At 51.3% G+C, this 12434-nt stretch carries 10 protein-coding genes, 1 tRNA gene and 2 rRNA genes; 9 read left to right on the forward strand and 4 right to left on the reverse strand.

Features of this window, described 5'->3' with window-relative positions; all coding sequences use genetic code 11:
- The first annotated feature begins 6 nt into the window (after window positions 1-6).
- From prmA to C3451_RS21205, 6 genes are all read left to right on the forward strand, one after another.
- Entirely contained in the window at window positions 7-888 is an 882-nt protein-coding gene (gene prmA, locus C3451_RS21180) for a 50S ribosomal protein L11 methyltransferase (RefSeq protein WP_022649571.1), read from the forward strand.
- A 137-nt stretch (window positions 889-1025) separates the two neighbouring features.
- Entirely contained in the window at window positions 1026-1766 is a 741-nt protein-coding gene (locus C3451_RS21185; protein ID WP_038416814.1) for a carbonic anhydrase family protein, read from the forward strand.
- 329 nt (window positions 1767-2095) lie between these two features.
- Window positions 2096-3061, forward strand: coding sequence for a tRNA dihydrouridine synthase DusB (gene dusB / locus C3451_RS21190; protein ID WP_006812176.1), 966 nt, complete (start codon window positions 2096-2098; stop codon window positions 3059-3061).
- 23 nt (window positions 3062-3084) lie between these two features.
- Complete coding sequence (gene fis / locus C3451_RS21195) at window positions 3085-3381, forward strand: DNA-binding transcriptional regulator Fis (protein ID WP_000462905.1); 297 nt, start codon at window positions 3085-3087, stop codon at window positions 3379-3381.
- 178 nt (window positions 3382-3559) lie between these two features.
- Window positions 3560-3724, forward strand: coding sequence for a DUF2556 family protein (locus C3451_RS21200; protein WP_003860373.1), 165 nt, complete (start codon window positions 3560-3562; stop codon window positions 3722-3724).
- 139 nt (window positions 3725-3863) lie between these two features.
- Window positions 3864-5948 carry a bifunctional diguanylate cyclase/phosphodiesterase gene (locus C3451_RS21205; protein WP_045622129.1) on the forward strand — a complete coding sequence of 695 codons (2085 nt, stop codon included), beginning with the start codon at window positions 3864-3866 and terminating at the stop codon, window positions 5946-5948.
- Here the strand turns inward: C3451_RS21205 and envR are convergent.
- Window positions 5943-6590, reverse strand: a complete 648-nt coding sequence (gene envR / locus C3451_RS21210; protein ID WP_124304402.1) for an acrEF/envCD operon transcriptional regulator — start codon at window positions 6588-6590, stop codon at window positions 5943-5945. The two genes, C3451_RS21205 and envR, sit on opposite strands and share 6 nt — an antisense overlap.
- A gap of 396 nt (window positions 6591-6986) precedes the next feature.
- Here envR and C3451_RS21215 point away from each other — a divergent pair, with 396 nt between their 5' ends.
- The 3 genes from C3451_RS21215 to C3451_RS21225 all read left to right on the forward strand — a co-directional run bounded on the left by C3451_RS21215 (window position 6987) and on the right by C3451_RS21225 (window position 11720).
- A complete protein-coding gene (locus C3451_RS21215; protein WP_022649575.1) occupies window positions 6987-8126 on the forward strand; it encodes an efflux RND transporter periplasmic adaptor subunit in 1140 nt (379 codons plus the stop codon).
- An 11-nt stretch (window positions 8127-8137) separates the two neighbouring features.
- Complete coding sequence (locus C3451_RS21220; protein ID WP_022649576.1) at window positions 8138-11251, forward strand: efflux RND transporter permease subunit; 3114 nt, start codon at window positions 8138-8140, stop codon at window positions 11249-11251.
- Window positions 11252-11498: 247 nt separating this feature from the next.
- The gene (locus C3451_RS21225; protein ID WP_003860364.1) at window positions 11499-11720 is read left to right on the forward strand and encodes a lipoprotein; all 222 of its coding nucleotides are present in this window, start codon (window positions 11499-11501) and stop codon (window positions 11718-11720) included.
- 346 nt (window positions 11721-12066) lie between these two features.
- Here the strand turns inward: C3451_RS21225 and rrf (C3451_RS21230) are convergent.
- From rrf (C3451_RS21230) to rrf (C3451_RS21240), 3 genes are all read right to left on the reverse strand, one after another.
- Window positions 12067-12182 (reverse strand): 5S ribosomal RNA (gene rrf, locus C3451_RS21230).
- A gap of 43 nt (window positions 12183-12225) precedes the next feature.
- Window positions 12226-12301, reverse strand: a tRNA-Thr gene (locus C3451_RS21235).
- A 14-nt stretch (window positions 12302-12315) separates the two neighbouring features.
- A 5S ribosomal RNA gene (gene rrf, locus C3451_RS21240) occupies window positions 12316-12431 on the reverse strand.
- Window positions 12432-12434 lie beyond the last annotated feature (3 nt).

A 12434-nucleotide genomic window follows, 5' to 3' on the forward strand; every position in this document is an offset into this window, starting at 1 on the left:
TTTGCCATGCCGTGGATCCAATTGAAACTGAACACAACCGGCGCGAACGCCGAAGAACTGAGTGATGCGCTGATGGAGGCCGGTTCGGTCTCTATCACGTTCCAGGACACGCATGACACGCCGGTCTTTGAGCCGCTACCAGGCGAAACGCGCCTGTGGGGTGATACGGACGTTATCGGCCTGTTCGATGCAGAAACCGACATGAAAGAGGTCGTGGCGATTCTGGAAAACCATCCGCTGCTGGGCGCGGGTTTCGCGCATAAAATCGAACAGCTGGAAGACAAAGACTGGGAACGCGAGTGGATGGACAACTTCCATCCAATGCAGTTTGGTCAGCGTCTGTGGATCTGCCCAAGCTGGCGCGACGTTCCCGATGAAAATGCGGTCAACGTAATGCTGGATCCGGGTCTGGCGTTCGGCACCGGTACCCACCCGACAACCTCCCTGTGCCTGCAATGGCTGGATGGCCTGGATCTGGAAGGCAAAACCGTGATCGACTTCGGTTGCGGATCCGGGATCCTCGCTATCGCGGCGCTGAAACTGGGCGCGGCAAAAGCCATCGGGATCGACATCGATCCGCAGGCGATTCAGGCCAGCCGTGATAACGCCGAGCGTAATGGTGTTTCCGATCGCCTTGAACTGTATCTGCCTGATGCACAGCCAGAGGCCATGAAAGCGGATGTGGTGGTCGCGAATATCCTGGCTGGCCCGTTACGCGAGCTGGCGCCGTTAATCAGCGTGCTGCCGGTTGAAGGCGGTCTGCTGGGCCTGTCCGGTATCCTTGCCAGCCAGGCAGACAGCGTCTGTGAAGCCTACGCCGATCTCTTTGCGCTCGACCCGGTTGTCGAGAAAGAAGAGTGGTGTCGCATCACCGGTCGTAAAAAATAAGTCTTTGGCGTGGTCGTCTGACCACGCCTTTTCCCTTCGGTTTTTTCTCCCCCCTTCATCCTTTCTTCGATAAAATAACCGCACAAATCATAATGTTAATCATTGATTTGGATAATAAAATTCACAGGAAGAATACGATGAAACACATTTCAGGTAAGGCAGCGCTGCTGGCGCTGAGCATGATTTCGGCTACGGCTTACGCATCACACTGGAGCTATCAGGGAGAAGGCGCACCGGAACACTGGGGCGAACTGGACGAGGCGTACAAGACGTGTAAAAGCGGAATGTATCAGTCGCCGGTCAACATAGACAACACGGTCAAAGCCCACATCTCTCCGCTGGAAACGCACTATATCGACGGCCCGGTCATTCTGACAAACAACGGCCATACTATCCAGGCGAGTGAAAATGCCGATACACGCGACAGCATCACGCTTGATAAACAGCGCTGGACGTTACAGCAGTTCCATTTCCATGCACCATCCGAAAACACGGTGCACGGTAAAAAATACGCAATGGAAATGCATCTGGTCCATAAAAACGCTGACGGCGAACTGACGGTCGTTGCCGTTATGTTCGATCAGGGCGCGGCAAACACTGAGCTGGATAAACTCTGGGGCGTGATGCCAGGACAGGTTGACCAGAACGTTACAATTAAGCCAACCCTCGATATGAATAAATTACTGCCTGCGGATAAAACCTACTGGCGTTTTAGCGGCTCCCTGACCACGCCACCGTGCTCAGAAGGGGTGACATGGTTGGTGCTCAAGCATCCGCTGACCGTCTCTGCTGAACAGCTGCAAAAATTCACTCACACTATGCACCACGAAAACAGCCGCCCGGTTCAGCCGCTTCATGGCCGTCTGGTTGTTGAATAAGCCGATTTTTTGCGCTGATATCCTGTGCTGAAATGCGACGCAGATCGCAAAGAAGCGCCATAATCTGCTGCATATCGCAGCAGATTATCCCGGCCAATTGATTCATTTATTCAGAAATGATGAGAAGTTACGGGAAATTGTAAGCGCCCACAAAATGTTCATTTCTTCATAACACAATGATTTAAATAGCGAATAATCTTATCCGAAAAGAATGACTGGCGATTCCTTGATCTACAACAGAGGATTGTTCAAAGTTTGGCCTTTCATCTCGTGCAAAAAATGCGTAATATACGCCGCCTTGCAGTCACAGTATGGTCATTTCTTAACTCATGCGCATCGGACACCACCAGCTTAGAAATCGCCTGATCGCAGCCCCAATGGCAGGTATTACCGACCGGCCGTTCAGGACGCTGTGCTACGAGATGGGAGCAGGATTAACCGTTTCCGAGATGATGTCGTCTAACCCGCAGGTTTGGGAAAGCGACAAGTCCCGCCTTCGGATGGTGCACGTGGATGAGCCAGGTATCCGCACCGTGCAAATTGCCGGAAGCGTGCCTGAAGAGATGGCAGATGCCGCGCGTATTAACGTGGAAAGTGGCGCCCAGATTATTGATATCAATATGGGTTGCCCGGCCAAAAAGGTGAATCGCAAGCTTGCAGGTTCAGCCCTTCTGCAATACCCCGACCAGGTGAAGTCAATCCTGACGGCGGTTGTCAGCGCAGTGGACGTTCCTGTTACGTTGAAGATTCGCACGGGTTGGTCGCCGGAACACCGTAACTGTGTAGAGATTGCCCAACTGGCCGAAGACTGTGGCATTCAGGCCCTGACCATTCATGGACGCACTCGCGCCTGTTTGTTCAACGGTGAAGCTGAATACGACAGCATTCGGGCAGTTAAGCAGAAAGTTTCCATTCCGATTATCGCGAATGGCGACATAACTGACCCGCTTAAAGCCAGAGCTGTGCTCGACTATACGGGAGCTGATGCTCTGATGATAGGACGTGCCGCTCAGGGAAGACCCTGGATCTTTCGGGAAATCCAGCATTATCTGGACACTGGGGAGCTGCTTGCCCCGCTGCCTCTGGCAGAGGTTAAGCGCTTGCTTTGTTCGCATGTTCGGGAACTGCATGACCACTACGGCCAGGCAAAAGGGTACCGAATTGCGCGTAAACACGTATCCTGGTATCTCCAGGAGCACGCTCCAAATGACCAGTTTCGGCGCACATTCAACGCCATTGAGGATGCCAGCGAACAGCTGGAGGCGTTGGAGGCATACTTCGAAAATCTTGCGTAATGAAATAAAGAGCTGACAGAACTATGTTCGAACAACGCGTAAATTCTGACGTACTGACCGTTTCTACCGTTAACTCTCAGGATCAGGTGACTCAAAAGCCCCTGCGTGACTCGGTTAAACAGGCACTGAAGAACTATTTTGCTCAACTGAACGGTCAGGATGTTAATGACCTGTATGAGCTGGTACTGGCTGAAGTTGAACAGCCACTGTTGGACATGGTGATGCAATACACCCGTGGTAATCAAACCCGCGCTGCCCTGATGATGGGCATCAACCGTGGTACCCTGCGTAAGAAATTGAAAAAATACGGCATGAACTAATTTCGATTAGCTAACTGCTTGTTTAAAAAGGCGCTCTTCGGCATGGGGAAGCGCCTTTTTTATTGCACGGATGAGCGACCGTCAACGCTTTGTAAACCTTCTCCTTCCCCACTTTTCAACGCCCGCTTTTCGTGTATATTTCCACCACCTTACAGGCTCTCTTTTCGCGGAATGACACATGATTCGTAAATACTGGTGGCTGGTCGTTTTTGCTGTCTCTGTTTTCATTTTCGATGCGCTGCTGATGCAGTGGATTGAACTGATGAGCACCGAAACCGATAAATGTCGCAATATGAATTCCGTGAACCCGCTAAAACTGGTCAACTGCTCAGAGCTGGACTAGCCTCTTCCATCCTGTACCCCTCTGTTATCACCCAATAAAAACAGGGGCTTAAATCACTTTTCGTCATTTCCTGACGATGATAATGTCTGTGCCCTTTCCAACCGCTCTTGCTTAACGTCTCACAACGAGTGAACAGACCATGCTGGTTAGCCAATACAACCAAATCCTCGTCGTCATCTCCTTTATTGTCGCCATTCTTGCCGCCTATACCGCGCTGAATATGGCTGCGCGCGTTGCCGGAAGCCAGGGCGTCGCTGCACGCGTCTGGCTGGCAGGTGGCGGTGTTTCGATGGGGATTGGCGTGTGGGCGATGCATTTCATCGGTATGCTGGCGATGGATCTTTCCATGAGCATGAGTTACAACGCGACCCTGACCGTGCTTTCGATGATTATCGCCATCAGCTCGTCAATGTTCGCCCTGTGGCTCGTTAGCGGCGAGCAGCTACATTTGCGCCGACTGCTGCCTGGCGCCGTCGTGATGGGTGCAGGCATAGTTACCATGCACTACACCGGTATGGCTGCCCTGGAGGTCACTCCGGGTATTGTCTGGGATAAAACGTGGATGGCTATCTCTGTGGGCATAGCCCTTGCCGCTTCACTGGCCGCTCTTTGGCTGACGTTCCGTTTACGTCAGGAAGCTGCACGAATGGCGTTGATGCGTCTGGGGGCGGCGATCACCATGGGCATCGCTATCGCTGGCATGCATTACGCCGGCATGGAAGCAGCACAATTTCCAATGTCGACGATGGTCCACCATCATGGTATTAACGGGAGCTGGCTGGCGATACTGGTTAGCGTGGTCGCGCTCGCTATTCTGGGGATTACGCTGCTGGTGTCGATGTTCGATGCCCGCCTTCAGGCTCGTACCTCGCTGCTGGCCTCATCACTGGCAGAAGCTAACCGTGAACTCGCTCAGCTGGCGTTGCATGATACGCTGACGCGCTTACCCAATCGTATTCTGCTTGAGGATCGCCTCGATCAGGCCATCAGCAAGGCCGATCGCGAAGGAAGCCCTTTCGCGCTGATGTTTATGGATCTTGATGGCTTTAAAACCGTCAACGATGCCTATGGTCATGATGTCGGTGACAAGCTTCTGGTTGCGGTGACTCAGCGTTTGCTGTTGCAGTTGAAAGGTCAGTACACGCTGGCGCGTATCGGTGGGGATGAATTCGTCCTGCTGGCCGAAACCACTACCCCGGATGATGCTGCCTCACTGGCAAATTCACTGGTACGTGTCATTGATAGCCCGTTCCATCTCGATCCTTACGAACTGATGGTCACCCTGAGCATTGGCATTGCGCTCTATCCACACGATGGCAAAACCGATCGTGAACTGATGTTTAACGCTGATGCTGCGATGTACCACACGAAACATATGGGTCGTAACGGTTATCACTTCTTTCAGCCGTCAATGAATACGCTGGCGCAGACGCATCTTCAGCTGATGAATGATCTGTGGCAGGCCATCGACCGTAATGAGTTACGTCTGCTTTATCAACCTAAATTCCACGCCCCTGCCGGGCCGGTCATCGGATTCGAAGCGCTGTTACGCTGGCAGCATCCCAAACAGGGATTACTGCCCCCCGACCTGTTTCTACCGCTTGCAGAGAAAACCGGGCTGATTATTCCAATTGGAAACTGGGTAATCGACGAGGCCTGCCGCCAGCTGCGAGAATGGCACCTTCAGGGCCACACGGACTGGTCAATGGCGGTGAATCTTTCTACGTTGCAGTTCGAACAGCCGTCGCTGGTTAAAACGGTTCTCGATTGTCTGACGCGCCATAGCGTACCGCCCGGCATGTTGATCCTGGAGGTGACCGAAACCACGGCGATGAGCAATCCGGACGAAAGCGTTCGTGTCCTGACAGCGCTGACGGATGCGGGCGTAAAAGCCTCGATAGACGATTTTGGTACAGGTTATTCAAGCCTTCTTTATCTTAAGCGACTCCCTGCCTGCGAGTTGAAAATCGATCGTGCTTTTGTAAAAGAGTTAAGTGGAGAGAGTGAAGATGCGACGATCGTCTCGGCGATTATCGCCCTGGCAAAAACGCTGAATCTGAAGGTCGTGGCAGAAGGGGTCGAAACCGCAGCGCAGCAGACCTTTCTGACAGAACTGGGATGCAATACGCTACAGGGTTATCTGCTGGGCAAACCGATTACCGCGCAGGCTATTATGGAACAGTGCCAGCACGGGGAGATGTCACCATCCCGTATGCAATCATGAGGCTGTATCGTAGAACACTGGCGCCACTCGAGTGATATTTAGTGTCGCAAGAATATTATCCACCAGCGCCGGCGCCTGTTTGTACAGATTAAAACTGTTGCTATCCATTAACCAGTTTTTAATGACTCCGCTAAAAAATGCGTGGAAAACAATCAGCGCCAGTTCAATATTAGTTTGGGAAGAAATAATGCTACGCGCAACGCATTGTCTCAACGTCCTGCGAAGATAAGTATCGTTTAAACCGATCCGCTTGCGTATTTCACATTCTGAAATCACATCGTCATGAAATTCACACTTATGATACAGAATTTGTAAAAGAGCATACTGGCGTGGCTCGCTCGCAATATATTGCAGCGCGACAATAAACTGTTCACGAAGCATTAACAAAGGGTCATCTTTTTCAGAAAGTATTAACCTGTCACGAATCATTTCACGCAGCGGCAATTGCTGTTCCCAGATGGCGTTAAATATTTCCGCTTTACTCGAAAAATGCCAGTAAACCGCCCCGCGAGTAAGTTGAGCAGCATCGGCGATGTCGGTAAGCGTGGTATTAGCCACGCCACGTGTCGCGAATAGCCCGATAGCGTCTTCAATCAGCTGCTGCCGGGTCTTTTGAGCCTCTTCTTTCTTTTTACGCGCCATAGCCTGCTACTCATTACTTATACGGTTGATACGACATCAAACGTTATTAAAGGGTCGTGTAAGTCAAAGTATTCACCATAACCCGTTTTAGTTTTGCACAAAAAAAGTCAATTCATTTAATTTATAATTCATACGAATAAATTGAGCGAATCAAATTCATTAAATAAATAGTTTGTATTTACTCATAAGTATTCCGTTGATTATCCTGACAGAAGCCGGATTTCGAATACACTGGTTCAGAATCTGATTTTGCTTTTTATTGCCTCCATCAGCACTTATAAATTAAAAAACCTTGAATACCCTCATTATTATACGCAGCTACATTTCTTTTTTTGCCTCACACCCTTTCACCGACTTATGGCATATATCGGTTCAAGGGTAGTTTAAGGAACAGTAATGACGAATCACTTCAGACGCTTACCCTTATCCGGTTTCATTGTCTGTGCTGCACTGCTCGCCGGGTGCGATGGGCAAGAAAACCCACAGCAGCATGGGCAAGCTCCTCAGGTCAGTGTTCATATTGTCAAAAGCGCGCCACTGGCCGTAACGACGGAATTGCCAGGCAGAACTGACGCTTATCGTGTAGCGGAGGTTCGTCCCCAGGTAAGTGGTATCATTCTGCACCGTAATTTTACCGAAGGCAGCGACGTCAAAGCGGGTGAATCACTTTATCAGATCGATCCGGCCACCTATCAGGCAGCCTACGACAATGCGAAAGGTGAACTGGTAAAAGCGCAGGCGGCGGCAAACATAGCCCATCTGACGGTAAAACGTTACCTTCCGCTGGTCGGTACGCAATATGTGAGCAAGCAGGAGTATGATCAGGCGGTGGCAACCGCCCAGCAGGCGGATGCAAGCGTCGTTGCCGCGAAAGCTGGCGTTGAGAGCGCGCGGATCAATCTTGCTTATACGAAAGTCACATCGCCAATCAACGGGCGCATTGGCAAATCCAGCGTCACTGAAGGGGCGTTAGTCACTAATGGTCAGTCAACCGCACTGGCGACAGTTCAGCAGCTCGATCCCATTTATGTCGATGTAACGCAATCCAGCAGCGATTTTATGCGTCTGAAGCAGCAGACGAGCCTGCAAAAGGGAGACACCAGCAGCGTTGAGTTGCTGATGGAAAATGGCCAGCCTTATCCGCTGAAAGGAACGCTCCAGTTCTCTGATGTCACGGTAGATGAAAGTACCGGCTCAATCACCCTTCGCGCTCTCTTCCCTAACCCTCAGCATATGCTGTTACCGGGTATGTTTGTCCGTGCACGCATTGACGAAGGCACACAGCCTGATGCCATCCTTGTTCCCCAGCAGGGGGTAACCCGTACACCTCGCGGTGATGCAACCGTGCTTGTGGTAAACGATAAAAACCAGGTGGAATCTCGCACTGTCGTTGCACCGCAGGCGATTGGCGATCGGTGGTTGATCACGGAAGGTCTGAAAAATGGCGACCGCGTCATTATCAGCGGCCTGCAAAAAGTTCGCCCTGGCGTCACCGCCGTGGCTATTCCTGATACCGCCGCGACTCCAGCCAGTTAAGGGATAACGAGATGGCTAATTTCTTTATTCAACGGCCTGTTTTCGCCTGGGTGCTCTCCATCATTCTGATGATTGCGGGCGGGCTGGCCATTTTAAAACTGCCGGTGGCGCAATATCCAACCATTGCGCCGCCAGCAGTTGCGGTGACAGCGACCTACCCTGGCGCTGATGCCCAGACGGTCCAGGATACCGTGACGCAGGTTATCGAACAGAACATGAACGGAATCGACAATCTGATGTACATGTCGTCCACCAGTGATTCTGCCGGTAACGTCACCATCACCCTGACGTTCGAGTCGGGTACGGATCCTGATATCGCGCAGGTGCAGGTTCAGAACAAACTCCAGCTCGCTATGCCGCTGCTACCGCAAGAAGTACAGCAACAGGGGATCGGCGTGGAAAAATCCAGCAGCAGCTTCCTGCTGGTCGCGGGATTTGTGTCGGATAATAAAAACCTCACTCAGGATGATATCTCCGACTATGTCGCTTCTAACGTAAAAGATGCGATCAGCCGTACTTCCGGCGTCGGTGATGTGCAGCTGTTCGGTGCGCAGTATGCAATGCGCATCTGGCTGGACAGCAACGCGATGAATAAATATCAGCTCACGCCGTTGGATGTCATTAACCAACTGAAAACGCAGAACGACCAGATTGCTGCGGGCCAGTTGGGAGGTACGCCGTCCGTACCAGGGCAGCAACTGAACGCCTCAATTATTGCTCAAACGCGCCTGAAATCGCCGGAGGAGTTTGGCCGTGTGACGCTGAAGGTGAACCAGGACGGTTCAATGGTCCACCTGAAAGATGTGGCCCGCATTGAGCTGGGTGGCGAAAACTACAACATGGTCACCAAAATCAATGGCCAGGCAGCAACGGGGCTCGGGATCAAGCTGGCGACTGGCGCAAACGCGCTGGATACCGCTGCCGCCATTAAGAGTAAACTGGCGCAGTTGCAGCCCTTCTTCCCTCAGGGCCTGAAAGTCGTTTATCCGTACGACACCACACCTTTCGTGAAGATCTCAATCCATGAAGTGGTGAAGACGCTGTTTGAAGCGATCGTTCTCGTGTTCCTGGTGATGTACTTGTTCCTGCAAAACCTGCGGGCAACCCTTATTCCGACTATTGCCGTGCCCGTGGTGCTACTGGGTACCTTTGCGGTACTGGCTGCGTTTGGTTTCTCCATTAACACCCTGACGATGTTCGGGATGGTATTGGCGATAGGTTTGCTCGTCGATGATGCCATCGTGGTGGTTGAGAACGTAGAACGCGTCATGGTTGAGGACAAGCTGCCGCCAAAAGAGGCGACCCAGAAGTCGATGGAGCAAATCCAGGGCGCTCTGGTGGGCATTGCCATGGTGCTTTCAGCGGTGTTTATTCCGATGGCATTTTTTGGAGGTTCAACCGGGGCTATCTATCGCCAGTTCTCGCTGACCATTGTCTCCGCGATGGCCTTATCGGTGCTGGTGGCGTTGATATTAACGCCTGCTTTATGTGCAACGCTGCTCAAACCGGTTTCCAGCGACCATCATGAAAAGAAAGGTGGATTCTTCGGCTGGTTTAACGCGCTTTTTGATAAGAGCGTGGAGCACTACAGCAACAGCGTGAGCGGCATTTTACGTAAGACCGGACGCTATCTGCTGGTTTACGTCATCATCGTCGGCGGCATGGCAGTACTGTTCCTGCGCCTGCCTTCCTCCTTCCTGCCGGAAGAGGATCAGGGGGTGTTTATGACGATGGTTCAGCTGCCGGCAGGGGCGACGCAGATGCGTACCCAGCAGGTACTCGATCAGGTTCAGGACTATTATCTGACGAAAGAGAAAGCGAACGTTGAATCGGTCTTTACCGTAAACGGATTTAGCTTTAGCGGGCAGGGGCAGAACTCCGGTATCGCTTTCGTCAGCCTGAAGCCATGGGAAGAACGCCCGGGCAAGGAAAACGGCGTTGAGGCGATTGTCAGCCGCGCAACGAAAGCGTTTAGCCAGATCAAAGATGGTCTTGTATTTCCGTTTAACCTCCCTGCCATTATTGAACTGGGTACCGCAACAGGCTTTGACTTTGAACTGATTGACCAGGCAAACCTGGGACATACGCAGCTCACGCAGGCACGTAACCAACTGCTTGGCATGGTAAGGGAACATCCTGACTTACTGGTCCGCGTGCGTCCTAACGGACTGGAAGATACGCCACAGTACAAACTGGATGTCGACCAGGAGAAGGCCCAGGCGCTGGGTGTGAGCATATCTGATGTCAATCAGACCATCTCAACAGCATTGGGTGGCACTTATGTGAACGACTTTATCGATCATGGACGCGTGAAAAAAGTTTATGTCCAGGCTGATGCTCGCTTCCGTATGTTACCAGGAGATATTAACGACCTGTATGTGCGTAGTGCTAACGGCGAAATGGTGCCTTTCTCTGCCTTTAGCAGCTCTCACTGGGTGTACGGCTCACCTCGTCTGGAACGTTACAATGGGATGCCATCAATGGAGATCCTCGGTGAGTCTGCGCCAGGCAAAAGTACCGGTGAGGCAATGGAGATGATGGAAAGCCTTGCGTCGAAACTGCCTTCCGGGATTGGCTACGACTGGACGGGGATGTCTTATCAGGAACGTCTTTCCGGAAATCAGGCTCCAGCACTGTATGCCATTTCACTGATTGTGGTGTTCCTGTGTCTGGCGGCTCTCTATGAAAGCTGGTCAATTCCATTCTCGGTCATGCTGGTTGTGCCCCTGGGGGTGATCGGCGCGCTTCTGGCTGCATCAATACGTGGGCTGAACAATGACGTTTACTTCCAGGTTGGTCTGCTTACGACAATTGGTTTATCAGCCAAAAACGCCATACTGATCGTTGAGTTCGCCAAGGATCTTATGGATAAAGAAGGCAAAGGGATTATTGAAGCCACGCTGGAAGCCTCACGTATGCGTCTGCGCCCTATCCTGATGACCTCTCTGGCATTTATCCTTGGTGTTATGCCTCTGGTCATCAGTAGTGGCGCAGGTAGTGGGGCACAAAACGCTGTCGGGACGGGCGTGATGGGCGGGATGCTGTCAGCCACTCTGCTGGCCATTTTCTTTGTTCCTGTTTTCTTCGTTGTTGTCCGGAGACGGTTTACAAAGCATAAGGATTAATGAAAATCATAAAGGCACCTCTGGTGCCTTTTTTATTTCCTGTCAGCATTCTAATAAAAAGACATCTCTTCACATTTCCTCCATAAATAATCAACGCCCCTCTTTTTTCTCCATGATTTTTACAATCCACACAATTTGAGATTATTCCCCGTGCTGTATGGTATTAGTGCGGTGGTAAAATAATCATCAATTCGTAAATTGCCGCATCGGCTCTTAAGCGAATAAGCGATCATATTGAGGTAACATCATGAAAAGATTCCTTTCCGTTGCACTCCTCGCTGCGCTGCTTGCTGGTTGCGCGCACGACTCTCCCTGTGTACCGGTATACGACGATCAGGGGCGACTGGTTCACACCAATACCTGTATGAAGGGGACTACCCAGGATAACTGGGAAACAGCAGGTGCGATTGCCGGTGGCGCCGCAGCAATAGCTGGCCTGACTCTCGGTATTGTCGCCCTGACTAAATAATACTTTTAAAAGCGCGGCCATCGCCGCGCTTTTATTTTATCTAATCAAAGGGATGTATATTTCCCCTCTCAGATATCATCAGATAATTTTTAGATTCAGTATCCTGTTTTTTTATAGCCCTATTTCCTTACCTATACAACCTCAGTCTGAATCACTGAATTGATTTAACGCTGCTGCGAGTAAGCATTATGCATTCCGTGAATTCATTTATAGCTGGGTTAAGACGCTTTAATACGTCAGTAAGGTATTAACGGCACTCGTTGGAATATCTGATAAGGAAATTGGTTTAGCTGAGGGCATAACGCAAAAAGGCCATCCTTTCGGATGGCCTTTCTACTTGTTTGATGTCTGGCAGTTCCCTACTCTCACATGGGGAGACCCCACACTACCATCGGCGCTACGGCGTTTCACTTCTGAGTTCGGCATGGGGTCAGGTGGGACCACCGCGCTAAAGCCGCCAGACAAATTCTTTTACTTCTTGCCGAACTTTAACCTAAGTATAAAGTGGTGCTGATACCCAGAGTCGAACTGGGGACCTCACCCTTACCAAGGGTGCGCTCTACCAACTGAGCCATATCAGCACGCTAAATTTGATGCCTGGCAGTTCCCTACTCTCACATGGGGAGACCCCACACTACCATCGGCGCTACGGCGTTTCACTTCTGAGTTCGGCATGGGGTCAGGTGGGACCACCGCGCTAAAGCCGCCAGGCAA

This window comes from Enterobacter sp. 301B (assembly GCF_003850715.1).
Lineage (GTDB): Bacteria > Pseudomonadota > Gammaproteobacteria > Enterobacterales > Enterobacteriaceae > Enterobacter > Enterobacter intestinihominis.

Coding starts and splice junctions, on each gene's coding strand:
- dusB (WP_006812176.1), top strand. CDS start 2,096: ATGCGCATCGGACACCACCAGCTTAGAAATCGCCTGATCGCAGCCCCA.
- C3451_RS21225 (WP_003860364.1), top strand. CDS start 11,499: ATGAAAAGATTCCTTTCCGTTGCACTCCTCGCTGCGCTGCTTGCTGGT.
- C3451_RS21205 (WP_045622129.1), top strand. CDS start 3,864: ATGCTGGTTAGCCAATACAACCAAATCCTCGTCGTCATCTCCTTTATT.
- prmA (WP_022649571.1), top strand. CDS start 7: ATGCCGTGGATCCAATTGAAACTGAACACAACCGGCGCGAACGCCGAA.
- C3451_RS21200 (WP_003860373.1), top strand. CDS start 3,560: ATGATTCGTAAATACTGGTGGCTGGTCGTTTTTGCTGTCTCTGTTTTC.
- envR (WP_124304402.1), bottom strand. CDS start 6,590: ATGGCGCGTAAAAAGAAAGAAGAGGCTCAAAAGACCCGGCAGCAGCTG.
- C3451_RS21185 (WP_038416814.1), top strand. CDS start 1,026: ATGAAACACATTTCAGGTAAGGCAGCGCTGCTGGCGCTGAGCATGATT.
- C3451_RS21220 (WP_022649576.1), top strand. CDS start 8,138: ATGGCTAATTTCTTTATTCAACGGCCTGTTTTCGCCTGGGTGCTCTCC.
- fis (WP_000462905.1), top strand. CDS start 3,085: ATGTTCGAACAACGCGTAAATTCTGACGTACTGACCGTTTCTACCGTT.
- C3451_RS21215 (WP_022649575.1), top strand. CDS start 6,987: ATGACGAATCACTTCAGACGCTTACCCTTATCCGGTTTCATTGTCTGT.